The organism is Halosimplex salinum, assembly GCF_003730195.1.
Lineage (GTDB): Archaea > Halobacteriota > Halobacteria > Halobacteriales > Haloarculaceae > Halosimplex > Halosimplex salinum.
Genome location: NZ_QWGG01000007.1, coordinates 186,567 through 211,025, shown reverse-complemented (window position 1 = coordinate 211,025; position 24,459 = coordinate 186,567). Strand labels below are relative to the sequence as shown.

General features: G+C 68.4%; 20 protein-coding genes. 12 read left to right on the top strand and 8 right to left on the bottom strand.

The window, feature by feature from the left end; all coding sequences use genetic code 11:
• Positions 1-9: 9 nt before the first annotated feature.
• The 3 genes from D1409_RS17735 (at position 10) to D1409_RS17725 (ending at position 3,310) form a co-directional block, all read left to right on the top strand.
• A complete protein-coding gene (locus tag D1409_RS17735; protein WP_123538318.1) occupies positions 10-480 on the top strand; it encodes an Lrp/AsnC family transcriptional regulator in 471 nt (156 codons plus the stop codon).
• A gap of 207 nt (positions 481-687) precedes the next feature.
• Entirely contained in the window at positions 688-1,131 is a 444-nt protein-coding gene (locus D1409_RS17730; protein WP_123538317.1) for an NAD-binding protein, read from the top strand.
• Position 1,132: 1 nt separating this feature from the next.
• Positions 1,133-3,310 carry an amino acid permease gene (locus D1409_RS17725; RefSeq protein ID WP_123538316.1) on the top strand — a complete coding sequence of 726 codons (2,178 nt, stop codon included), beginning with the start codon at positions 1,133-1,135 and terminating at the stop codon, positions 3,308-3,310.
• A gap of 125 nt (positions 3,311-3,435) precedes the next feature.
• On the opposite strand, the gene D1409_RS24710 is transcribed toward D1409_RS17725, so the two are convergent.
• A complete protein-coding gene (locus D1409_RS24710; RefSeq protein ID WP_164471762.1) occupies positions 3,436-3,573 on the bottom strand; it encodes a hypothetical protein in 138 nt (45 codons plus the stop codon).
• A 116-nt stretch (positions 3,574-3,689) separates the two neighbouring features.
• Positions 3,690-4,412, bottom strand: coding sequence for a phosphoglycerol geranylgeranyltransferase (locus D1409_RS17720; RefSeq protein ID WP_123538315.1), 723 nt, complete (start codon positions 4,410-4,412; stop codon positions 3,690-3,692).
• A gap of 173 nt (positions 4,413-4,585) precedes the next feature.
• Between D1409_RS17720 and D1409_RS17715 the strand changes: the two genes are divergently transcribed.
• Both D1409_RS17715 and D1409_RS17705 read left to right on the top strand, forming a co-directional pair.
• Positions 4,586-5,041: a Rieske (2Fe-2S) protein gene (locus D1409_RS17715; protein ID WP_123538314.1), complete on the top strand. Its 456-nt coding sequence runs from the start codon at positions 4,586-4,588 to the stop codon at positions 5,039-5,041.
• 310 nt (positions 5,042-5,351) lie between these two features.
• Positions 5,352-6,116: a hypothetical protein gene (locus tag D1409_RS17705; RefSeq protein WP_123538313.1), complete on the top strand. Its 765-nt coding sequence runs from the start codon at positions 5,352-5,354 to the stop codon at positions 6,114-6,116.
• A 44-nt stretch (positions 6,117-6,160) separates the two neighbouring features.
• Here D1409_RS17705 and D1409_RS17700 read toward each other — a convergent pair whose 3' ends face one another.
• Positions 6,161-8,758: a DNA topoisomerase I gene (locus D1409_RS17700; protein WP_123538312.1), complete on the bottom strand. Its 2,598-nt coding sequence runs from the start codon at positions 8,756-8,758 to the stop codon at positions 6,161-6,163.
• A 169-nt stretch (positions 8,759-8,927) separates the two neighbouring features.
• Positions 8,928-10,064 (bottom strand): hypothetical protein, encoded by a 1,137-nt coding sequence (locus D1409_RS17695; RefSeq protein WP_123538311.1) that lies wholly within the window; start codon positions 10,062-10,064, stop codon positions 8,928-8,930.
• Between the two features lie 214 nt (positions 10,065-10,278).
• On the opposite strand from D1409_RS17695, the gene D1409_RS17690 reads away from it, so the two are divergent.
• Both D1409_RS17690 and D1409_RS17685 read left to right on the top strand, forming a co-directional pair.
• On the top strand, positions 10,279-11,730 hold the full coding sequence (locus D1409_RS17690; RefSeq protein WP_123538360.1) for an MATE family efflux transporter: 1,452 nt from the start codon (positions 10,279-10,281) through the stop codon (positions 11,728-11,730).
• A 52-nt stretch (positions 11,731-11,782) separates the two neighbouring features.
• A complete protein-coding gene (locus D1409_RS17685) occupies positions 11,783-12,061 on the top strand; it encodes a hypothetical protein (RefSeq protein ID WP_123538310.1) in 279 nt (92 codons plus the stop codon).
• Between the two features lie 203 nt (positions 12,062-12,264).
• Here D1409_RS17685 and gatB read toward each other — a convergent pair whose 3' ends face one another.
• The 3 genes from gatB to D1409_RS17670 all read right to left on the bottom strand — a co-directional run bounded on the left by gatB (position 12,265) and on the right by D1409_RS17670 (position 16,496).
• A complete protein-coding gene (gene gatB, locus D1409_RS17680; protein ID WP_123538309.1) occupies positions 12,265-13,752 on the bottom strand; it encodes an Asp-tRNA(Asn)/Glu-tRNA(Gln) amidotransferase subunit GatB in 1,488 nt (495 codons plus the stop codon).
• Positions 13,753-13,914: 162 nt separating this feature from the next.
• A complete protein-coding gene (locus tag D1409_RS17675; protein ID WP_123538308.1) occupies positions 13,915-15,126 on the bottom strand; it encodes a DUF7537 family lipoprotein in 1,212 nt (403 codons plus the stop codon).
• 47 nt (positions 15,127-15,173) lie between these two features.
• Positions 15,174-16,496 carry a DUF7537 family lipoprotein gene (locus tag D1409_RS17670; RefSeq protein WP_164471761.1) on the bottom strand — a complete coding sequence of 441 codons (1,323 nt, stop codon included), beginning with the start codon at positions 16,494-16,496 and terminating at the stop codon, positions 15,174-15,176.
• Between the two features lie 214 nt (positions 16,497-16,710).
• Here D1409_RS17670 and D1409_RS17660 point away from each other — a divergent pair, with 214 nt between their 5' ends.
• From D1409_RS17660 to D1409_RS25600, 4 genes are all read left to right on the top strand, one after another.
• Entirely contained in the window at positions 16,711-16,977 is a 267-nt protein-coding gene (locus D1409_RS17660; RefSeq protein ID WP_123538306.1) for a DUF7518 family protein, read from the top strand.
• Positions 16,978-17,004: 27 nt separating this feature from the next.
• Complete coding sequence (smc, locus tag D1409_RS17655; protein ID WP_123538305.1) at positions 17,005-20,577, top strand: chromosome segregation protein SMC; 3,573 nt, start codon at positions 17,005-17,007, stop codon at positions 20,575-20,577.
• A complete protein-coding gene (locus tag D1409_RS17650; RefSeq protein WP_123538304.1) occupies positions 20,570-21,634 on the top strand; it encodes a segregation and condensation protein A in 1,065 nt (354 codons plus the stop codon). The genes smc and D1409_RS17650 overlap by 8 nt, the downstream gene beginning before the upstream one ends.
• Before the next feature lie 107 nt (positions 21,635-21,741).
• The gene (locus tag D1409_RS25600) at positions 21,742-21,873 is read left to right on the top strand and encodes a hypothetical protein (RefSeq protein ID WP_268895829.1); all 132 of its coding nucleotides are present in this window, start codon (positions 21,742-21,744) and stop codon (positions 21,871-21,873) included.
• Between the two features lie 68 nt (positions 21,874-21,941).
• Here D1409_RS25600 and D1409_RS17645 read toward each other — a convergent pair whose 3' ends face one another.
• Entirely contained in the window at positions 21,942-22,895 is a 954-nt protein-coding gene (locus D1409_RS17645; RefSeq protein ID WP_123538303.1) for an AEC family transporter, read from the bottom strand.
• 320 nt (positions 22,896-23,215) lie between these two features.
• On the opposite strand from D1409_RS17645, the gene D1409_RS17640 reads away from it, so the two are divergent.
• Entirely contained in the window at positions 23,216-24,397 is a 1,182-nt protein-coding gene (locus D1409_RS17640) for a tubulin/FtsZ family protein (RefSeq protein WP_123538302.1), read from the top strand.
• The last annotated feature ends 62 nt before the right edge of the window (positions 24,398-24,459 follow it).

Below are 24,459 nucleotides of genomic sequence, written 5' to 3'. Positions count from 1 at the left end.
ACGGAGGGCATGGCAGAGCGCGAACTCGACGACCTCGACAGGGCGATACTCCAGGCGCTGCAAAACGACGCGCGGAAGATGTCGACCAGCACCATCGCCGACCGGATGGACGTCGCCGCCAGCACGGTCCGAACGAGGATCCGCAACCTGGAGGAGGCCGGGATCATCACCGGCTACCACGCCGCGGTCGACTACGAGGCCGCCGGCTTCCAGTTGCACACGCTGATCGTCTGTACCGCGCCGATCCCCGACCGAGAGTCGCTCGCGCGGGACGCCCTGGAGATCGAGGGGGTCGTCGCCGTCCGCGAAGTGATGACGGGCAACGAGAACGTCCACGTCGAAGTCGTCGGCCGCGACGGCGACGACCTGAGCCGGATCGGCCGCGAACTCGACGACCTCGGGTTCGAGATCGAGGACGAGGACATCATCCGCAACGAGTACGTCCACGCCTACAGCGGATTCGGCGACGGCACCGACTGATCCGCCCCCAGGTGTTTGCCGGTTTAGGAGTTATTTAGACGTTTGATTGCCGGTTCGGCAATTTGATCAGCTAGTTTATGCCGTTCCGGGCCTTTCTGTCGGACGTACCATGAACGGACTCAGCGATCCACGGAGCGTGCGGTTCGCGGAGGTAGACGCCGAGAACAGACCGCGAGGGCGGGCACAGCGATCGACGGAGGTGATTCCATGGTCCTCGGAGCGACGCGCAGGCGGATGACTGACGCGTTCGACCGTCCGACGACGGTCGTCGTCGTCGGGTCGTCGCACGACGTGCGGGCGCTCGCGGGCCTGCTCTCGGACGACTACGACGTCACGTTCGTCAGCGACCGGCCGGAACTCGTCAGCGGGGCGAGCGCGGATGGTCTCGACGCGCACGAGGCACCGCTCGACGACGGGAGCGCGATCGCGGCGCTCGGCCTGAAGGCGGACGCCGCCATCGTCGCGGCGACCAGCGACAGGGTGAACCTCTTCGTCGCACAGCACCTGAGAACCCGCGGCGACATCTCACAGATCGTCGTTCGGGTGAACGACCCCGACCGCGAGGACGTGTTCGACGGATTGGGCGCCGAGACCATCTGCTCGACGGATGTACTGGCACCCGAGATCAGATCGGCCCTCGCCGACAGCTGAGATGCCGAAGGAACTCGATCGAGACCTCGGTCTGCCGTCGGTCCTGGCGATCAGTATCGGCGCGATGGTCGGGAGCGGGATCTTCATCCTGCCGGCGCTCGCGCTCAAGATGGCCGGTCCCGCGGTCATCCTCGCGTACCTGCTGGCGGGCGTGCTCGTCCTCCCGGCGGCCCTGAGCAAGGCCGAGATGGCGACGGCCATGCCCGAAGCCGGCGGCACCTACATCTACATCGAGCGCGGGATGGGCCCGATGCTGGGGACTATCGCCGGTATCGGGACGTGGTTCGCGCTCTCGTTCAAGGGCGCGCTCGCCCTGGTCGGCGGCGTCCCCTACCTCGTCGTGCTGTTCGACCTCCCGATAAAGCCCGTCGCGCTCGGGCTGGCGGCGCTGCTCATCGTCGTGAACCTCCTCGGCGCCAAGCAGACCGGGCGCCTGCAGGTGGCCATCGTCGCCGCGATGCTCGTGGCGATGGTCTGGTTCGTCGCCGGGAGCGTCGGCTCCGTCGAACGAGTCGCGTTCGACGGGTTCTTCGCCTCCGGCGGCGGCGGCATCCTCGCCGCGACCGGCTTCGTGTTCGTCTCCTACGCGGGCGTCACGAAGATCGCGAGCGTCGCGGAGGAGGTCGAGGACCCCGGTCGCGTCATCCCGAAGGGGATGGTCTACTCGCTGGGGTTCACGACGCTCCTGTACGTGCTGATCGTCGCGGTCATCGTCGGCGTGACGCCCGACGGGATCGTCGGCTCGAACACGCCCGTCGCGGACGTCGCGGCCGCGACCATGCCGACGGCCGGCGTCGTCGTGGTCGTCGCGGCGGCGATCCTCGCGCTGATCAGCACGGCGAACGCCGGCCTGCTCTCCTCGTCGCGGTACCCCTTCGCGATGAGCCGCGACAGGCTCGCACCGCCGTCGCTGTCGACCATCAGCGAGCGGTTCAACACGCCGACGACGGCGATCACGCTGACCGGCGGCGTGATGCTCGCGCTCATCGCCTTCGTCCCGATCATGGAGATCGCGAAGCTGGCGAGCGCGTTCCAGATCCTCGTGTTCGTCCTCGTCAACGTCGCCGTCGTCGCGTTCCGGACGAGCGACGTCGAGTACGAACCGAGCTACCGCTCCCCGCTGTACCCGTGGATTCAGGCGTTCGGCGTCGTCGGGGGACTCGTCCTCCTCACGCAGATGGGGACGCTCCCGCTGGTCGGCGCCGTCGTCATCACGCTCGGTGGCGCCGCCTGGTACTACGCGTACGGTCGCCGGCGCGTCCAGCGACAGGGCGTCGCCGCCGACGCGGTCCGACGGCGTATCGACCGGAAGGCGGTCGCGGAGACCGGCTCCGAGTTCCGCGATGCCGGCGACACGGGCGTGCTCGTCGCCGTCACGGAGGAGACGAGCGAGGCGCGCGAACGCACGCTCCTGCACGTCGCGGCGAGTCTGGCCCGGCGCGACGACGGGAGCGTCACCGTCGTCCAGTTCGACCGCGTGCCCGACCAGACGCCGCTGGACTACGCGGAGGGCGTCGTCTCGGACGCCGACCGGGCGTTCGAAGCGCAGACGGACCGGCTCGTGGCCGACGTCGACGTCCCGGTCGAGTACGGCGAAGTGGTGAGTCACGACCCCGACCGCGCGACGATCAACTTCGCCCGCGACCACGACTTCGACCTCGTCGTGGCCGACCCCGCGACCGGGGACCTCGGACCGGGGCTGTTCGACGGCGGCCCCGGCACCCGAGCGGAGTTCGACCTCCTCACCGTCGCGGCCGAGGACATCGACGACCTCGACACGGTGACGCTCGTCACCGATCGCGGGCCCTTCGACCCGACGAAGGTCAGAGTCGCCGACGCGCTCGCCGCGACGAGCGGCGCGACGCTCGAACTCGTCCACGTGATCGGCGAGGACGAACCGCCCGAGCGGCGGACGGCCATCGACGACTACCACCGCTCGCTCGCCGACCTGTGTACGGTCCCGGTCGACTCCCGCGTGGTCACGGGACGCGGCGGCGACGCGCTCGCGGACGCGACCGCCGAGAGCGACCTCGTGATAGCCGCGAGCGACGGCGACGTGCTGGTGCGGTCGGAGCGCGGTGACCGCTCGCGCGACGGCGCGAGCGTCATCACCGTCCGACCGCGGACGTCCCGACGGTCCGGCCTCGTCGGCCGCCTGCTCGAACGCGCCGTCTTCTGAGACAGCGGGCGGACGAGACCGACGGTCGGACGGGACCGACGGCCGGCGAACGCCGTCCGGCCGTCGACCGGGCCGCGACGGCGGCCGCTGTCGGCGGTGAACGCGGGCCGAAAAATCGTGGTGGTCTACGACTCGTCGCCGCCGTCCGTGAGGACTTCGAGGTCGTCACTCCCCTCTTCGTTCAGGAACTCCGGCACGTCGTCCTCGCTGTCGGCCTCGTCGCGCTCTCGATCCCAGACGCGGGAGGTGTATTCGTGGCACATGATAACGCACCATCTGGAGCGCAGTACCGGACGCAAATCAACCTTGCGACGGGTGGGGTCAGGGAGGGCAGGGGAGAGTAGTCGGCGGCGGCGTGGACGTAAAAAGAATCAGTCAGTCAGTCGGTGATCGTCGCGGCGGTGGCGTCGTTCGCGCCCTCGACGGTCTCGACGACGGCGTCGACGCCCTCGTCGTGGACGAGGTCGCCGACGACGACGGTGTCGGCGTGGCGGGCCATGGTGTTCGCGGACTCGTAGTCGTGGATGCCGCCGCCGTAGAAGAGGGTGGCCTCCTCCAGTGCGTCGGCAGCCGCGGCGACGACGTCGGGGTCGCCGAAGGTGCCCGAGTACTCGGTGTAGATGATCTCCTGGCCGAGCATCTGCTCGCCGACCTCGGCGTAGGCGGCCACGTCCTCGGCGTCGAGGTCGCAGTTGGACTCGGTCAGGATGGCCGCGGCCGAGTCGGGGTTGAGAACGATGTACCCCTCGGTGAACGTCTTCGTCCAGTCGATGTCGTCGTCGAGTCGGACCCACTCCTTCTGGACGCCGGTGATCCACGCGATGTCGCCGGCGTTCAGCACCTCGGGGACGAGGTAGCCGTCGACGCCGTCGCGGTAGACGACGTTCGCCGGGTTCGACGGTTCGACGTACAGCGGCACGTCGTACTCGGCGCAGGCGTCGACGACCCTGCGCATCTTCGCCTCGGTGACGCCGGTCGTCCCGCCGACCTCGATGGCGTCGGTCCCGCACGTGACGACGTCCTCGAACGTCTCGTCGCCGACGAGATCCTTGTCCGGGTCGACCTTCAGAATGTGCTCCCAGTCGTCCCACGGCCTCTGCATACTGAGACACATCTCACGCCACGGTAAAACCGCTTCGGATGGGGACGATCGAGGATGGCGGGCGTTCAGGTGGTGACAGCGGCTTCGAGCGACCGTCCGTTCGCACTCGGAGCCCGCCGGCCGCACGACTACTCGCCGTCAGTTCTATTTCGAATCCGCTCTATCGAGAGGCAATGGCAGACGGCGCGCGACTCACGACGGTCGAGCAGGTGTACGACGAGCGCTCGTTCCTGTTCACGGCGACCAACTCCTTCGACATGGACGAAGAGATCATCGTCGTCCCCTGCGAGGACGACCCCGCTGCGGCGGACGCGGCGGCGACCGACGGCGACCGAGGCGTCACCGCGTGGATCAACCGCTGTACGCACGAGGCCCAGCGCTTCGACACGGGCCGCGGCGTCCCCATGCGCGACGGCGAGATCATCTGCCCCAAGCACGGGTCGATGTTCGACGCGTGTTCGGGCGACTGCGAGAACGGAGAAGCGGCGGGGACGACCCTTCCCGACGTTGACCTCGCTGTCGAAGACGGCGAGGTGTTTCTGGTCGACGACGAGTACACGTTCGAACACGAAGGACAGATCGACGACGGTGACGACGGACCGAGTTCCACCTCGCACGTCGGCTTTTGAACGCCGGTGAAAGACACTCACCGGACGCGAGTGAGCGAAGCGAACGAGTCGTCCGGCTTTTTTTGGTCCAGATTTTTTGGCCGAGCGGTCGCGAGCGGAGCGAGCGACCCGAGGCGAAAAAAGGTGGTCGCAGGACGGCGAGGTGTTTCTGGTCGACGACGAGTACACGTTCGAACACGAAGGACAGATCGACGACGGGGACGACGGGCCGAGTTCCACCTCGCACGTCGGTTTTTGAAGCAGCGGCCGGGCGCTGGACGGCCGCCGCGGACCCGAATCTTTACCAGCGAACGAGTTACCTGATCGACACGTGAAAGTCACGAACGGACTCACAGCCTCAGCGGCCGGGACGCTCGTCGTGGTCGCGCTCGCGCCCGTGCTTCCGGTCGCGGCGACGCTCCTCCTCGGGGCAGTCGTCGCGACGGCAGTGACGTGGCGGGCCGACACCCACCGGTACGGGCTGGTCGGTGCGTGCTACCTCCTCGGCGTCGGGACGGCGGTGCTCGCGCTCGGGCGCTTCCCGTTCGCGTGGCAGCGCACGCCGCTCGTCGCGCTCTGGGGGTTCGGGCTGCTGAGCCTCTCGCTGTTCTGCCTGCGCGTCGCGCTGGGCGTCGTCGGCCGGCGCGTGATCGCGCTGTTCGTCGCCGACGACAGCGCCGACAGCGTCTGGGACGCCCTCTCGGCGTTCGGGGAGACGCTCGTCGTCGCGTGGAGCGTGCTGACCGCCCACGAGAAGGCGATGCGGTCCGCCGGCGTCGTCACCGGGACGACAGCGACGACAGTTCTCGACGCCGTGGGCTACGACCTTCCCGTCCTGGCCGCGTTCCTCCAGCGCCACTCGACGCTGACGCTCGCCGGCCGCGAGTTCCTCGTCCCGCTGTGGGCGCTCCGATACGGCCTCGACGCCACGACGTTACTGTTCGTCGGCTGCCTCCTCTTCGGCTTCCACACCATGGAGACGTTCGCGGCGACCTGGCGAGCCATTACGGAGACGACCGGGGCCGTGCGGTCCGACACCGTCACCGGGTCACCGGCCGCGAGCGTGACGCAGTCGGACCTCGACGAAGAACAGTGAGAGAAAGTGAGGCGTCGCCCGCACTGCGACGTGTACCGGGCCGGTCAGTCGCTCTCGACTTCTTCCACTTCGGCCTGAATGTCGTCGAGGATATCCTCGTCGCTCTCCGACGCAGAATCCTCGTCCGGGTCGTCGTCGGAGTCGTCGTCCGACCCGGTGTCGACCTCGGGGACCTGCGACTGCCAGTCGCGGATCTGGCCGGCGCTCACGCCCTGAATCTCCGTGGCGAGGCGGTCCGGGTCGACGTCGTGGAGGTCACCGGGCGCGTCGACGCCGGCGGTCTCCAGGCGCTCGGCCGTGGCCGGGCCCACGCCGTCGAGGTCTTCGAGGTCGTCGACGGCCTGCCGGGCCTGGTACTCCCTGAAGTTGCAGATGGGACAGCCCAGTTCCCACGGGTCGTCGCCGCTGTGGACGACCAGTTCCGGCAGGTCGTGCTCGTCGCAGTACTCGTCGGTGATCTCGATGTCGCCCCGGCGCGGGAGCGGGAGCGAGTAGTCGCAGTCGGGGTAGCGCGTACAGCCGACGAGCCGCGAGCCCGAACGGAGCTTCTTGATGGCCAGTTCCCCGCCCTCGTCCTCCCCGCAGTCGGGGCAGACGCCGATGACCTCGTCCTCGGTGTCGTCGGCCTCGTCGGCCTTGCACTGGGGACAGCCGTGGACGAACGTGTCGCGACCGGCGAGCATCTTCACGTGGTTCAGTCCGTGCTCCTCGCAGGACTCCTCGAGGACGAGCGGGTCGCCCGTGCTCGGGAGCGGGAGCGTGTACTGGCAGTCGGGGTAGCCGTCACAGCCGACGAAGTACGACCCCTGTCGACTCTGGCGGATCAGGAGGTCGTGGTCGCTCTCGGGGCAGGGTCCGAGGCGGCGGTCGGCCTTCAACGACTCCTGCAGGTGGTCGCCGATGTCCTCGCGGGACTCGCGGAGTTCCTCGAACACCCGTTCGAGCATCTCTCTGGACTCCTGGGTCACGTCGTCCAGCGTCGCCTCGCCGTTCGCGATGGCGGACATATCGGCTTCGAGCTGGGCGGTCATGTCGTCGCTGACGACGCGGTCGGCGAACTCCTCGGCGGCCTCGACGACCGCCTCGGCGATGGCGGTGGGCCGCGGCGGGTCCGACTCGATGTACCCGCGGTCGTAGAGCTTCTCGATAGTGTTGTGGCGGGTCGCCTTCGTCCCCAGGCCCAGGTCCTCCATGCGCTGGATGAGCCGCGACTGGCCGTAGCGGCGCGGCGGCTGGGTCTGCTTTGCCTCCAGTTCCACGTCGGTCACGTCGAGGTGTTCGCCCTCCTCGACGGCCGGCAGGAACGACTCGCTGGCCGAGGAGTAGGGGTACACGTCGTGGTAGCCGGCCTCGAGCAGGCGCTTGCCCGTCGCTTTCAGCTGGCAGTCCTTCGCCTCGGCGACGACCCGCAGGTGTTCCCACGTCGCGGGCTCGGCGACCGTCGCGAAGAAGCGGCGGACGACGAGTTCGTACACTTCCCACTCGTCCTCCGAGAGGGCGTCCCTGTCGGGGACCTCGCCAGTCGGGTGGATCGGCGGGTGGTCGGTCGTCTCGTCGTCACCCTCGGTGGGCTCGATGTCGTCGAGTTCGAGCAGGGACTCGGCGTCGTCGCCGAACTCGTGGGTCATCGTGAACTCGTCGAGCAACTCCTCGGGGTCCAGATCCTCGGGGTAGACCGTGTTGTCCGTCCGCGGGTAGGTGATGTAGCCCGTGGTGTACAGCTCCTCGGCCATGGACATCGCGCGCTGGGCGGAGTAGCCGAGCGAACTCGCCGCGGAGATGAATGCGGTCGTGTTGAACGGCGCCGGCGGGTTGTCCGTCCGGGTCCGGCGTCGAACCGACGTGATCTCCGCGCTCGTCGCCTCGCGCAGGCGCTCGTGGGCCGCGTTCGCGTCGTCCTCGTCCCAGACGCGCTCGGCCTCGCTCCCGTCGTCGTCGTAGAAGTACTGCGCCTCGAACGTGTCCCCGTCCTTCGTCAGGTCGGCGAACAGCTCCCAGTAGTCCTCCGGGTCGAACGCCTGTATCTCGCGCTCGCGGTCGACGATGAGTTTGAGCGTCGGCGACTGCACGCGGCCGACGGAGATGAAGTCCTCGCCGAGCTGCCGCGCGGAGAGGGAGAGGAACCGGGTCAGCGCCGCGCCCCAGACGAGGTCGATCACCTGCCGGGCCTCGCCCGCGGCGGCGAGGTCGAAGTCGATGTCGTCCGGTTCGGCGAACGCCTCCTTCACCTCGCGGTCGGTGATCGAGGAGAAGCGGACGCGCTTGACCGGCACGTCGGTCTCCTCGCGGATGAGTTCGTACGCCTCCTTGCCGATGAGTTCGCCCTCGCGGTCGTAGTCGGTCGCGATGATGGCCTCGTCGGCCTCGCGGGCGAGCTGTCGGAGGGTGCGGACGATGTTCTGCTGGGTCGGGGACTTGACGATGTCGGCGTCGATCAGCTCGACGGGCTCGACGTCGCGCCAGTCGGAGTACTCCTCGGGGAAGTCGACGCCGACGACGTGGCCCGAGAGGCCGACACAGCGGGTCACGCCCCAGCGGTAGACGTTGACGCCGTTGCGCTGGCTCGTCGTCGCGCTCCCGTCGCTCAGGATCTCCGCGATACGCCGGGCGGCGTTGTTCTTCTCGGTGATTATCAGCTCCACCAGAACACACCTCCGGGGCTACAGGAGTCGGTCATTGCCCAGTGATAGGCGGGTCCCCGCCCTAAAGGTTTCGGGCGAAATCGCACGACAGCGGGCGTGTGCGTGCGATCGAGCGCCCGCGAGTGAGCGCGCATCGCGCGTCCCGCGCGGGCGTGTGCGATGGACTTCTTCAGGCGGCCTGCTCGGAGACGGCCCCGGACTCCGACTCCCGCGGGAACCCACAGGCGGGGTCGTGGCTCGCACGGATCAGGCTCCCGGTCAGGAGCAGGACGCTCGCCGCGAAGAAGAGCCCGCCGACGGGGGACGAGGGGTCCATGAACGCCCAGTAGACCGGCGTCGCCGCCGTGCCGAAGAGGACGCCGGCGGCGCCGTAAACGGCGGGCGCACAGCAGCCACAGGCGGTCGCGCCGGCCGTCGTGACGGTCCCGATCATCGCTCGGGGCGACTGGACGGCACCGCCGGTCGACCACTGCCGGGCGGCGAGCGCTGCGTTGCTCGCGACGAGGCCGCCGAGGATGCCCACCAGCAGGAGCGACCCAGCGGAGACGTACCCCGACAGCGGGATGGAGGGGAAGTAGAACTCCAGCGCGGGCCAGTAGACCAGCGGTGAGGCGACCCTGTAGGGTTCGACGAACCCCTGCCCGACCATGTCGGCGGTCAGGTCGGGGTTCACCGACAGGGTGCCCGCCGAGAACGCGTAGAAGACGGCGAACAGGAGGAAGGTGACGGCGCCGACGACCTGCGGCAGTCGTGCCCCGAAGACGCCGGGGAACGCGTCGCCCGCGTCGCGCCAGAGGACGTAGCCGATAGCGAGCGGGACCGCGGCGGCGAGCAGGTAGCCGAACGGGTGCGAGAGCCCCTCGCTGGGCATCAGTGTCGGGTAGCCGATCCACGCCGCGAGCAGGACGCCGAGGCCGACGTAGCGCGGTCGCTCGGGCCACTTCCAGCGGACGACGACGAGGCTCCCGACGGCGAGCAGGGCCGCCGTGATGGCGTTGATCACGGGGAACCAGCGCGTCCAGTCGGGCGTCGCCTGCGGCGCGATCTGGACCTCGACGAGTCCGATCGTGCCCGCGATGACCATGACGACGCCGGTCGCGAAGACGCCGGCACCGAGTCGGCCGCTGGCGTCCTCGTCGCGAAGCCGCGTCCATCCGAACGCCACGGCGGCGATCCCGAGGAGCGTGAGCGCACCCAGCAGCCAGTGGGGCGTCCCCGCGTGTGTCGTCCCGCTGTGGGCGACCACCGCGTCGATAGCGGGCGCCGCCCCCGTCGCGACCCCACCGAGCGCAGAGCCGAGTGTCATTGTCGACGCTCGGGCCCGGACCGACAAGGACGTTCTGATACGCCCGCCTGCTTCCTGTCAACCCCGCGCCCCCGCCGATCCCGGGACCCCGCCGGCCCCGCACTCGGATCCGCGGCCCGGCCGGCCGACCGACGCCCGTCGTCCGCGACGGACACGCTTACAGTCTGGTGGTCCCTGCACGCGGACAGTGACGGATTCGGAGAGTCGCGTCGACATGACCACCGGCGCGGTGACGCCGCGCCTGTTCAAACTCGCCTGGCCGCTCGTCGCCGGCAACCTCCTCCAGACGGCGTACAACCTCGCCGACATGTTCTGGGTGGGCCGCGTCAGCGCCGAGGCCGTCGCCGCCGTCTCGCTGATGTTCCCCACCGCCTACCTGTTCATCTCCGTGGCGATGGGGCTCACCGCGTCGACGAACGCCATCGTCTCCCAGCACATCGGCGCCGGCAACGAGCGCCGCGCCGAGCGGACCGTCGCCCAGTCGGTCCTGCTCGCCGTCGCCGTCGCCGTCGCGCTCGGACTGTTCGGCTTCCTCGTTCGAGAGCCGCTCGTCGCCCTGATCGGCGCCGAGGGAGCCGTCTTCGACGCCGCCGTCGCCTACATCGAGTTCGTCTTCCTCGCCATCCCCTTCACCTTCCTCTTCTTCGTCTTCCGCTCGTCGCTCCGGGCCGCCGGCGACACGAAGACCGCCATGTGGCTCGTCGGCGCCAGCGCCGGCCTCAACATCGTCATCGACCCAGTGTTCATCCTCGACTGGGGCCCCTTCCTCGGCCTCGGCGCACAGGGCGCGGCCATCGCGACGTTCATCTCACGGGCCATCGCCGCGGCTATCGGCCTCTACATCCTCGTCGACGGCGGGTGGGGCATCCGCCTCCGCGTCGGCGACCTCACGCCCGACTGGGGCATCCTCCGGCGACTGGTCGACGTGGGCTACCCCGCGACGCTCGACGGACTCACCCGCTCGCTCGCGGCGGTCACCTTCGCCGCCCTCGTGGCGCGGTTCGGCGCCGTCGCCACCGCCGCCTACGGCATCGGCATCCGCCTGATGTCCGTCTCCTGGACCGTCTCCGGCGCCGTCGGACAGGCCGCCGCGACCGGCGTCGGCCAGAACCTCGGCGCCGACCAGCCGGACCGCGCGGCCGACGTGACGTGGACGGCGACCGCCGGCGCGATGGCCGTCCTCTTCGCCGCCGGCGGCCTCGTCTACGCCTTCCCGGCCATCGCGATGGGCGTCTTCATCGGCGACCAGGCCGTGATCGACGCCGGCGTCACGCTCCTGCGGATCATCGCCCCCTTCTGGGCCTTCTTCGGGGGCCTGATGGTCGTTCAGGGAGCGTTCCGCGGCGCCGGACGGACGAAAGTCGCGTTCGTCCTCTCGCTGCTCTCGCGGTGGGTGTTCCGGGTGCCCGTCGCGGTGTTCCTCGCCTACGCCGTCGCACTCGACCCGCTCGCGGTGACCCCCGTCGACGTGAACGGACTCTGGTGGGCGATGGCCGCCTCGGCCATCGCCTCCTTCGTCGTCGGCGTCGTCTGGTTCCGCCGCGGCGGCTGGCGCGAAGCCGTCATCGAGGACGAGCGCGAGCGGGAGGGCGAGAGCGAGGGAAGAGCGGTCGACGATGCGGTCGCCGGCGACGGCGTCGAGGGCGAGGAACCCGTGACGGACTGAGCCGGCCGGCAGTACGACAAGATACTTGTCCCAGTGCCCAGTTCTCGTCGCTATGTTTTCACTTCGGTCGGAGCGCGCGGTCTTCCTCCGGGACGCAGTCGTCGCGACGCTACTGCTCGCCGTCCCCATGGGACTCTATCGCGCGTACGTGGAGCCGTCGTTCCTGCGGATCCCCGGGATAGCCCTCTACATCCCGCTCGTGGTCGTCTACACCGTCCTCGGCGGCGAGACCGAGAACGACTTCGGCCCCTCCATACTGCAGATCGGACTCTACCTCGTGGTTCTGGGACTACTGGTCGCGACCGTCGCCCACTACGTCCGCCGGTCGTAGAATTTGCGCGTCGACCCGCGTCCGTCTCTACCCCTCTAACTCGTCGCGAAGCAACTGGTTCACGTCGCCCGGGTCGGCCGAACCCCCGGTCTTGCGGCCACCTTTTTCGCCTCGGGTATCCTCGCTCACTCCGTTCGCTCCGGGTACCGCTCAGCGAAAAATCTGGACCAAAAACCGACCGCTCACTCCGTTCGCGGTCGGAACTACCCCTCTAACTCGTCGCGAAGCAGCTGGTTCACGTCGCCCGGGTCGGCCGAACCCCCGGTTTTCTGCATGACCTGTCCGACGAGGAAGTTGATGGCGCCGCCCTCGCCGTCGTGATAATCCTCGACCGCGTCGGGGTTCTCGTCGATGGCTTCGACCACAGCGGACTGGATCTCGTCGCCGCTGGTCTTGCCGAGCCCCTCCCGCTCGACGATGTCGTCGGGCGAGTCGCCGTCGTCGAGCATCTCGCGGAGGACGGTCTCGCGGGCGTTCTTCGTGGTGATCTCGTCGGTCGCGACGAGTTCGACGAGGCGCTCGATCTCGTCGAAGCGGCCGGAGACGTCCGCAATCTGCATGTCTCGGTAGTTCAGCTCGCCGAGGAGTTCGTCGGCGACCCACGTCGCGGCCAGCCCGGGGTCGAACTGCTCGGCCACGTCCTCGAAGAAGTCGGCGACCTCCTTCGTGCTGGTGAGCTTGTCCGCCGACTCGTCGTCCAGCCCGTACTCCGTGCGGAATCGCTCGCGGCGCGCGTCCGGGAGTTCGGGGATGTCGATCCGCTCCTTCCAGTCGCTCACGCGGAGCACCGGCAGGTCGGCCTCGCGGAAGTAGCGGTAGTCCTTCTCCTCCTCCTTCGAGCGCATCGAGAGGGTGACGCCCTTGGACTCGTCCCAGTGGCGGGTCTCCTGCTCGACGACGCGGCCGCGCTGGATGGCGTTCTTCTGTCGGGTCTCCTCGTAGGCCAGCGCCTTCTCCGCGCCCTTGTGACTGGAGATGTTCTTGACCTCGGTGCGGTTGGCGTCTTCGAGCACGTCCCTGTCGACGGCGCCGTCCTCGGCCACCTCGCTCCCGTCGACGATGGAGAGGTTGGCGTCCACGCGCAGCGAGCCGTCGCGAGTCGCGTCGAAGATGCCGAGATACTCCAGCACCTCGGTGAGCTTCGCGAGGAACGCGCGAACCTCGCTGGGGGCGCGGAAGTCGGGTTTGGTGACGATCTCCATCAGCGGCGTGCCGGCGCGGTTGTAGTCGACGAGCGTGTAGTCCGCGGTGTCGATGGAGCCGCCCTTGTGCTGGAGGCTCCCCGGGTCCTCTTCGAGGTGGGCGCGCCTGACGTCGACAGCGCGGCGCTCCCCCTCGACGGAGAACTCCAGTTCGCCCTCCTGGCAGATCGGGGCGCCGTACTGGGTGATCTGGAAGTTCTTGGGGAGGTCGGGGTAGTAGTAGTTCTTCCGGTGGAACGTGGTCTCTTCGGGGATGGTGGCGTCGATGGCCTTGCCCACCTTGACGGCGGCCTCGACGGCGCCCTCGTTGAGAACCGGGAGCGCGCCGGGCAGGCCCAGACAGACCGGGCAGGTGTGGGTGTTGGGTTCGTCGTCGCCCACGTCGGTCGAACAGCTACAGAAGATCTTCGTGTCCGTCTCGAGCTGGACGTGGACCTCCAGCCCGATGACGGTCGCCAGATCCTCCGTCTCCACGGCTTGTGCAGTCATTACTCGCGGTTCGTGACCGTCCGGCTAAAGGCTAACGACCCGGGTTCCGGCCCTCCCCCTGCGGACCGACCGTTCCCGGCACCCTCCGCTCCGAGAACTGGCCCCGATCTACTACCGCGGACGCTCCGTTCTGTGGCCGTCCGCGCTGGCTCACGAGCGGACTCACTGCTCGTCCGTCTTCACGCCAGCCTGGAACGTGGCGTCACCCTGCTCGCCGGTCACCCTGACGCGCCCCGCGAACGCGGTCGCGTTCTCCGAGAGCTCCGGTCGCTCGTTCACCGTCAGATGCACTGCGGCGTCGTCGCCGTCGCCTGTTCGGTGAACGTAGAGGGTATCGCCCGATCCGACCGATTCGGAGACGGTCACGTTCCCGACGTGCTCGCCCTCGGTGGAGACCGATAGCGTCGTCCCCGACTCGATGGCGGCGCCACCGAGATGGTCGAGCGCGACGAGACGGTCGTCCTCGGCACTCGAGAGGGAGACCTGCGGTGCATCGTCGAGCCACGCGGGCTCGGAGAGGCTCACCGGCTCGACGCGTTCGACGGTCAGCGCAGTCGTTGCGGTCCGAACGGTCCCGTCCACGTCGGCCGTGATCGTGACGTTCGCGTGGCGGACGAGCCCCTCGCTGGTGACCGCCATCCGCGCGTCGACGTCGCGCACTTCGGTCCCGTCACTCAGGACCGGCGGCACGACCAGCCCGCCGTCGCGAGCGACCGTCTCGTTGAGGCTCGACGCCTCGAAGACGAGTCGCTGCTCGCCGTCGGCCGTCGCGACCCCCACCGGCTCCCACTCCATCGCCCGGAGCCACTCGGTCCCGAAGTTGACCACGAAGATCTGGAGGAGACTCACACGAGACGACAGCGACGCGGCGCCGTGTCCGTAGGCGACCTCGCCGCTGCTCCCGTTGTGCACACCGAACGTCGGCGCCCCGTCGTAGAGCGTCAGCGCGGCGTCGCGGTCGCCGGGTTCGACCCGCAGCAGCGTCGCCTCGGTGTCGTTTCGCAACACCAGCCGACTGTCCGGGCCCGACGAGTTCCGGATCTCGGTCACGAGCGCGTAGCTCCCCGCGGAGAGCCGGTTCCGGTAGGCGTCCAGCAGCGCAGACTTGTCGGCGACGCCCGACGCGGTCACGCCCGGCGGCAGCGAGTCCATCGCGGAGACCGGGTCGAGCGCGTCCGCGTCGGGCGTCGCCGTGGCCGTCGGCGTCGCGGTCGGCGTCGGCGTCGCGGTCGACGTCGGCGGCGTCTTCAGCGGCTCCGTCACCGTCGACGCTCCGTCGGACCCGTCGGCACCGGTCTCGCCCAGTCCGACGGCGCTACACCCCGAGAGTACCAGCAGTGCGACGACTCCTATCGTCGCGATACGGCGGTTCATACCCGGTGATGTAGCATCGATGTCAAAAGCGTACTGACTCGGACGCGCTACGGCCGGACCAGCGCAGCCGCCTCGGTCGCGTCGCTCGCTATCTCCACGGCCGCTTCGAACTGCGTGTTGCCCTGCGTGCCGCTGAGGCCGATCTGCCCGGAAAACGCCGTGACGTTTTCGGGCAGGGTCGGCCGCTCGTTCACCGAGAGGTGAGGCGTCCGATCGAAGCTCTCGCCGGTCGCGTGGACGTAGAGCGTGTCGCCCTCGGTGATGGGCTGGTCGGCCGAGACGTTCCCTATCGACGAGAACCCGCCGCCGACCGTGAGGTTCGTCCCCGCCTCGATAGTCGGGCCGCCCGTGTGCTCGACGACGAGCAGTTCGTCGTCGGCGGTCGTCGAAGCGCGCAACTGCGGCGCGTCCGAGAGCCAGTCGGGCCGGTCGAGGGCGCCGGCTCCGAGGTCAGCCACCGTGTACGAGACCGTCTGCGTGTATGACTCGCCGCTCGCGGGGTCGAGTTCGACCGCGAGACTCAGTTCGCGGACGAGGCCGTCGGCGGTGACTTCCATGCGCGCCTCGACCGAGCGGATCTCTTCGTCGTCGTCCGAGACGTCGCCACCGAGACTCTGGTCGCCGGCGTCCTCGCGAACCGAGTCGGCCTGGAGGACGAGGCGCTCCTCGCCGGCGTCGGTCGTGTAGGAGCCCGCGGTCTCCCAGTCGGGCGCGGAGGCGTACGCCTGCGGCACGACGTAGACGAGGCCCGTGACGAATCGCGCCGTGAAGCGCGAGGTCGTCGGACCGTGGCCGTATATCACCTCGCCCGACGAGCGGTTGTAGACGCCCGACTCCTCGGCGTCGTAGTAGGTGGAGAGGTCGGTCGAGGTCCCCAGGGCCCCCTCGGCCTCGGTGAGGTGAACCAGCGACGACTCGGTGTCGTTGGCGATGCGGAGGTGTCCCGTCCCCTCCCGCGAGGAGTTCTCGATGGTCATCGTGAGGTCCGTGCCGCCGGTGAGGAGTTGGCGCTGATTGGCCTGTGCGAGCGCGGTGACGTTCGTCACCGACCCGCCTTCGACGCCCGGCGGGAGCGACGACAGCTCCGAGACCGGGTCGAGGTCGCCCACCGGCGTCGGTTCCACCGTGGCTGTCGGCGTCGGGGTCGCCGTGGGGGTCCCGGTCGCCGCTGGCGTCTCCGTCGGCGTCGGCTCCTCGGTCGCCGTCGACCACGGCGTCGGCGTCGACGCTACCGTTTCGGTCGCTGTCGCCGTTCCATCCGCCGTGGGCGTGGCATCCGGTGTCGCCGTCGACGTGTCACCCCCGATCATCGTACAGCCCGAGAGCACCACGAGCGCGACGACTACCAGCGTTCCGATAGATCTGTCCATACCCGTCGCTCTATCTGGCGTGAAATAAGCGTAGCGGAACTGACACCGGGGAGACGTGTTCGAACGACGCTGCCGGGGGGACGCTGGCTCCCCCGGAACCGCTCCGTGACCCGCTCTACCCGCGTCCGATCGCCGCCGCTGGTAGGAGCTACCTATCAGGTTCGGGGTGGATGTCTGACGTAGGTTTATGACGGGGGAACCCGGTCATGGTGATATGTGCGGTAACCGAGTCGAGGAACTCGAATCACGCGTCAAGGAACTCGAGGCGTCCGTCGAGGGGTTGACGGACGAACTCGTCGAGTGCAAGGTCCGCCTGCGTGAACTGGAGAACGTGGTCGACGAAGACATCGGATTTACGCCCGAGGACCAGGTGAACTCGTCGGAATCTCCAGACGAAGTCGAGGCCGATAGGACTAAAACCGAGGATGCCGACCAAGAGGATAACACGGAGACCGGACCGAGCGATATCATCATCGCGTAACGGCCCAGAACTCCACCGCGAGCGACCATGCACATCAAAGAGCTCGTCCTTGACAATTTCAAGAGTTTCGGCCGGAAGACTCGCATCCCCTTCTACGAGGACTTTACTACTGTCAGCGGCCCGAACGGTTCCGGTAAGTCGAACATAATCGACGCCGTCCTGTTCGCGCTCGGGCTGGCGCGGACCTCCGGCATCCGCGCGGAGAAACTCACCGACCTGATCTACAACCCCGGTCACCACGACGACGACGTCGAGACCGGCGAGGAGCGCGAGGCCAGCGTCGAGGTCATCCTCGACAACGGCGACGGCACGCTCTCCCGGTCGCAGGTCGTCACCACCGCCGGCACCGAGAACGTCGGCGACGTCGACGAGATATCCATCAAGCGCCGCGTCAAGGAGACCGACGACAACTACTACTCCTACTACTACATCAACGGCCGCTCGGTCAACCTCTCGGACATCCAGGACCTCCTCGCCCAGGCGGGCGTCACGCCCGAGGGCTACAACGTCGTCATGCAGGGCGACGTGACCGAGATCATCAACATGACCGCCGGCGCTCGCCGGGAGATCATCGACGAGATCGCCGGCGTCGCCGAGTTCGACCAGAAGAAAGAGTCCGCCTTCGAGGAACTCGACGTCGTCGAGGAGCACATCGAGGAGGCCGAACTCCGCGTCGAGGAGAAGGAGAGCCGACTCGAACAGCTCTCAGAGGAGCGCGAGACGGCCCTGGAGTACCAGGACCTGCGCGACGAGAAACAGGAGTACGAGAGCTACCGCAAGGCCGCCGAACTCGAGGACAAACGCGAGGAACTCGCCGCGGCCACCGAGGCCGTCGACGAACTGGAGGCCGAACTCGAGGATCTGCAGATGGAACTCGACGAGCGCCAGGGCAAGGTCCTCCGTCTCGAGGACGAACTCGACGAGTTGAACGCGGAGATCGAGCGGAAGGGCGAGGACGAACAGCTCGCCATCAAACGCGAGATGGAGGAGGTCAAAGGCGACATCTCGCGACTCGAGGACAAGATCGAGTCGGCCGAGGCGACCATCGAGGACGCCGAGAACGAGCGCCGCCAGGCGTTCGTCGAGATCGACCGCAAGCAGGAGACCATCGACGACCTCGAATCGGACATCCGCGAGGCGAAGGTGTCGAAGTCCTCGCTGAAAGCCGACGTACAGGAGAAAGAGAGCGAACTCGAGGACGTGCAGGCCCGCATCGACGAGGTCGGCGAGGAGTTCGAGGAGGTCAAGGAGGAGCTCGAGGAGAAACGCGCCACGCTCGAGGAGCTGAAATCCGAGAAGAACGAGCTCCAGCGCGAGCAGGACCGCCTGCTCGACGAGGCACGCCGCCGCTCGAACGAACAGCGCGAGACCGAAGCCGAGATCGAGGACCTCGAGGCGCGCATCCCGGAGATCGAAGCCGAGATCGACGACCTCGAGGCCGAACTGGACAAGGCACAGAAGAACCAGACGACCATCGCCGAGGTCGTCACGGACCTCAAGGCGGAGCGGAAGGAGCTCCAGGGCGACCTCGACGACGTCGAGGACGAACTCACCGCCAAACAGCAGGAGTACGCCGAACTCGAGGCCAAGGCCGGCCAGGACGGCGACTCCTCGTACGGCCGCGCGGTGACGACGATCCTCAACGGCGGCATCGACGGCGTCCACGGCACGGTCGGGCAACTCGGCGGCGTCGACCCCGAGTACGCGGTGGCGTGTGAGACCGCCGCCGGGGGCCGACTGGCCCACGTCGTCGTCGACGACGACGGGATCGGCCAGCGCTGTATCGACTACCTGAAATCCCGCGGCGCGGGCCGGGCGACGTTCCTGCCGATCACGCAGATGCAGAACCGGTCGCTCCCCTCGCTGCCGAACGACGACGGCGTCGTCGACTTCGCCGCCAACCTCGTCGACTACGACCGGGAGTACGCGGGCGTCTTCTCCTACGTGCTCGGCGACACGCTCGTCGTCGACGACATGGAGACCGCCCGCGACTACATGGGCGATTTCCGCATGGTCACGCTCGACGGCGACCTCGTCGAGAAGTCGGGCGCCATGACCGGCGGGTCCTCGAAGGGGACTCGCTACTCCTTCTCCGGCGGGCAGGGCCAGCTCGAACGGATCGCCGCCCGGATCAACGATCTGGAGGACGAACGGCAGTCCGTCCGCGAGGACCTGCGCGACGTCGAGGACCGCCTCGACGACGCCCGCGACAAGGAGTCGGAGGCCGCCGAGCAGGTCCGGGACATCGAGACCGACATCGAGCGCCGCGAGAGCGAGCGCGAGGAGGTCGAGACGAAGATCGACGACCTCGGCGAACGGCTCTCGGAGATCGAGGACGAACGCGAGGAGGTCTCCGACGAGATGGACGAGATCGAGGCCGAGATCGAGGCCAAGACCGCCGAGATCGACGACCTGCAGGACCAGATCGACGACCTCGAATCCGAAGTCGCGGACTCCGAACTGCCGGACCTGACGAGTCGCGCCGACGAGATCACCGCCGAGATCGACGAGTTAGAGAACCAGATCGGCGACCTCGACGGCGAGCTCAACGAGCTCGAACTCGAGAAGGAGTACGCCGAGGACGCCATCGACGACCTCCAGGAGAAGATCGAGACGGCCCAGAACCGGAAGGCCGAGCAGCAGGAGCGCGTCGAAGGGTTCGAGGCCGAGATCGAGGAGAAAGAGGCGGTTCTCGCGGAGAAAGAGGAAGCGGTCGCCGAGCTCGAGGACGAACTCGCCGACCTGAAAGACGAGCGTGAGGAGCTGAAAGACGAGCTCAAGGCGGCTCGCGTCGAGCGCGACGAGAAGAAAGAGGAGGTCGGCGGGGTCGAGAGCGACCTCGCGGAACGTCGCGACGAGGCCGAGCGCCTGGAGTGGGAGGTCGACGAACTCGAGGCGGCCGTCGGCGACTACGACCCCGAGGAGATCCCCGACCACGACGAGGTGGAGTCGGAGATCCAGCGGCTCGAAACCGAGATGGAGGCCCTCGAACCGGTCAACATGCTCGCGATCGAGGAGTACGACCGCGTCGAGGACGAACTCGACGACATCCAGTCGAAGAAGGCGACGCTGGTCGAGGAGGCGGAGGGGATCCGCGACCGGATCGACCGCTACGAGCAGAACAAGAAGGAGACGTTCATGGAGTCCTACGACGCCATCGACGAGCAGTTCCAGGACATCTTCGAGCGGCTCTCGAACGGGAGCGGTCACCTCCACCTCGAGGACGAGGACGACCCCTTCGAGGGCGGGCTGACGATGAAGGCCCAGCCGGCGGACAAGCCGATCCAGCGGCTCAACGCGATGTCCGGCGGGGAGAAGTCGCTGACCGCGCTGGCCTTTATCTTCGCCATCCAGCGCCACAACCCCGCGCCGTTCTACGCGCTAGACGAGGTCGACGCCTTCCTCGACGCGAAGAACGCCGACCTCGTGGGCGAGATGGTCGACGAACTCGCCGGGAAGGCCCAGTTCGTCGTCGTCTCCCACCGCTCGGCCATGCTCGAACGCTCCGAGCGGGCCATCGGCGTGACGATGCAGGGCGACAACGTGAGTGCGGTGACGGGCATCGACCTCAGTTCGGAGGGGGTGCCAGCCGATGACTAGCGAGCCGCAAAGTGGCTCGGAGAAGTCGAGCGGGGAGCGGAGCGACCCGCGAGACGGCGAGGACGACGACATTCCCCTGAATATCGCCGGCCACGAGGAGAGGGAGGCACCCAGTGCGGACGGCGGCGGCCTGCTGGCCGAGACCGACGACGGCAGCGAGGAACCGGTCACCGGCGAGCCGTCCGTCGACGGTCAGCCGGACCCGACGGTCGACGAGGAAGCGGAGGCCGGGGATTTCGGTACCGAGGCGGACGACGAAGACGAGGACGAGCAGGTCGAGCCCGTGGAGGTGCTCGTCGGCCTGGCGGAGGACGGCGAGATCGACCCGTGGGACATCGACATCGTGGCGGTGACCGACAAGTTCCTCGACCGCCTCGACGAGGGCGACCTGCGCACCTCCGGGCGGGCGCTGTTCTACGCGAGCGTCCTCCTGCGGATGAAGAGCGACGCGATGCTCGACGACGGCGACGACGAGCCCGAGGAGCCGTGGGAGGAGCCCTGGGAGCAGGGCGGCGAGATGGCCGAGGACGGCTTCGAGGGGCCGGACCCGTTCACGGCGCTGGAGTCGGAGATGGACCGTCGACTGGAGCGCCGGCGGGCCCGTGGGATGCCCCAGACGCTGGACGAACTCGTCCGCGACCTGCGCGAGGCCGAGCGGGACAACTGGTGGAAGGAGTCCCGCGAGTACGACACCAGCGAGTCGCCCGAGGGGTTCCAGCGCGGCACGCAGGAACTCGACTACCGCACCGGCGACGACCTGCGGATGGACGACGAGCCCAGCGCCGCGGACGTGACCGGCACCGCCCACGAGGAACACGTCGACGAGATCATCGACGACGTCCACGACGCGCTCCGCGAGCAGTACGACAAGGGCCGCGACGAGGTACTGTACCGCGAAATCTCGACTACAGGCGGCTCCCGCGTGCTGACCTTCCTCGGCCTGCTCTTCCTCGCCCACCGCGGCCACGTCCGGCTCACCCAGGACGACATGTTCGGCGACCTCTGGATCCAGGACCCCAACGCCGCGACCGGGTCCGAGGAAGCCGTCGCGGACTGAGCGCCGGGCTCGACCCCTCCACCGTTGTTTCTCGCGATACTCTGTGTTCCAGCCACGACCCTCGGCGAAACGCTTATTCGCGCCCATGTAGTATGGTACCGTTGACCATGACACCCGCCAAGATCCGGGAGCGCCTCCGGGAGGCAGACGGGGAGTTCGACGTCGAGACGTACTACGGGGCGCTCCAGTACGTTCGCGACGACGGGCGGGCGCGACGACGGCGCCGTCGCCAGCGCTGATCGTCGAGTCTGGGACACGTTCTGTCGGAGTGAGCGACGCGTCGGGGTCGGTCGGTTTCTGCGGGAGGTTACAGCACGCCCGACTGCAACAGCGAGATCAACAGCGTCATCGCGGGGATGCTGACGAGCATCGTCACGAGGACGACCGTGCTGGCGAACTCGGAGACGGTGACGCCCTCGACGGGCGTCGAGTCGCCGAACTCGATGAGGAGGATGAGCGGCGTGACCGCCGAGGGCGTGGCGGTCTCGAGGATGTACACGCGTCCGACCGTCGGGTTGTCGAAGCCGATAGCGAGAGCGAGGCCGATCCCGACGACCGGCGCGACGACCATCTTGAGGACCGTCGCCGTGCCGACCGTCCGCAGGGTCGCGCCGTAGTCCGTCCGCGCGAGTTCGATCCCGAGGATGATGAGCATCACCGGGATGGAGGAGTCGCCGAGCAGGCCGACCGTCTCCATGGCCGTGCTCTCCGCCGCGGGGAGCAGGTCGAACTCCCGCCCGGCCAGCGCGGCGGCGACGGCGTACACCAGCGGCACCGTGAACACGCGCTCGACCCCCTCGGTCCAGTCCTCGCTCCCCGAGCGGGCGGCGATGTAGACGCCGACGGTGTAGATGAGGACGCTCTGGGTCGTCAGGAAGATGACGGCCGTCGAGCGGCCGGTCTCGCCGAAGGCGAACTCCGAGAGCGGGATGCCGTAGTTGCCGGAGTTCGAGAAGACGGTCACCAGGACCAGCGCCGACAGCAGCGGTTCGCGGACGCCGACCGCCCGCCCGACGAGTTCGGCGACGACGGTCATCGCGAGCGTGAACAGCGTCACTCCGAGCGCGATGTCGAGGAGGATCGCGCCGCTGAGATCCGTCGTCGCGACGCTGTGGAAGACGAGCGCCGGCGCGAGCACGTAGACGACGGTCGTGTTCAGCGCGTCGACCTCGACGTCCTTGGCCCACCCGAGGACGTACCCCAGCGCCGCCATCCCGACGACGGGGAGGATCGCCGACGCGAATATCGAGACGAGCGACACTGCAGAGAGATGCCGGCCCGGGGCCACGAACCTTCCGAATCCGGCCGTCCGCTCCGGCACCCGATCCGTCCCGGCGGCGGGTTCGGTTCGCTCCGGCGGCGAGTTCGACCCGTCCGAGCGGCATCCCAGCCCTCGGTAGCCTGGTGCTCGTCGAGAGAGGCACCCAGTCGGTTGCCGGTTTGCGTCGAGTTCGTTGCGTATACCGTGCGGATCGGACCGTTCTCCGGCGACCGCTACGGAGCGAGTAAGGGACGGCTTGTGCGCCCCGCTGACCGAGAAAGTGGTGTATAGTTACCACGACACACGAACCACGGAGACGCATGAACCTCGCCGTCATCGGGTTCGGCAATGCGGGGGGAAAGATCGTAGACAAGCTCCTGGAGTTCGAGCGCGACACGGGACGGTCCCTCTGGCGCTTCGCGCTCGCGGTCAACTCCGCGGAGATCGACCTCGAACGGCTCGAGTACGTCCCGCGGGACCACCAGATACTCATCGGCCAGACCGACCAGCGCGTCAAAGGGCGCGGTGCGGGCGCCGACCCGGAGGTCGGCGCGTCGGTCGCCGAGCGCGACTCCCACGAGATCGAGCGCGCGCTCGACGGCGTCCCGATCCACGACATCGACGGGTTCCTCCTCGTGGCGGGCCTCGGCGGCGGCACCGGCAGCGGCGGCGCGCCGGTGTTCGGCGAGACGCTCGACGAACTGTACGAGGAACCGGTGTACGGCCTCGGCGTCCTGCCCAGCGCCGACGAGGGCGGCCGGGCGGCGTTCAACGCCGCACGCTCGCTCCCGTCGTTCACGGAGGCGACCGAGAACCTCCTCCTCTTCGACAACGACACCTGGCGCAAGCACGGCGAGACCGTCGAGCGCGGCTACGACCGCACCAACTGGGAGATCGCCCGCCGCGTCGTCACCCTCCTCGCCGCCGGCGAGATCGACGGCTCGCGCGTCTCCGAGGCGGCGATGGACTCCTCCGACGTCAAGCGAACGCTCTCGACCGGCGGCGTCAGCACCGTCGCCTACGCCTCCGAGGAGCTCGAGTCGTCCACGAAGGAGGAGAAGGGCCTGCTCTCCCGCTTCACCGACGGCGATCAGTCCAACGGCGAGCACGCCGACACCACGATGAAAGTCCACGGGCTCGTCCGCAAGGCCGTCCAGTCCCGGATGACCTGCCCCGCCGACCTCTCGTCGGCCGAACGCTCCCTGATCGTCGTCTCCGGCCCGCCCGAGGAAGTCTCACAGAAGGGCATCCGCCGGGCGCGGCGCTGGCTGGAGGAGGAGACCGGCAGCGTCGAGGTGCTGGCCGGCGACGACCCCCGCGAGTACGCCGACACCCTCTCGGTGGCCGTCCTGCTCTCGAACGTGACGAGCGTCCCGCGCATCGACCGACTGCAGGACCAGGGCGTCGAGGCCAAGCAGAACATCGAACAGCAGAGCGCCACCCGCGAGGACGAGATCTCCGACCTCATCACCGACGACGGGAACGAACTCGACCCGATCTGATCGGACGTTCTCGGAGTCTCCGTTTCGGGAGACTCTGTCGACAGCACGGCATCGAGTTCCGT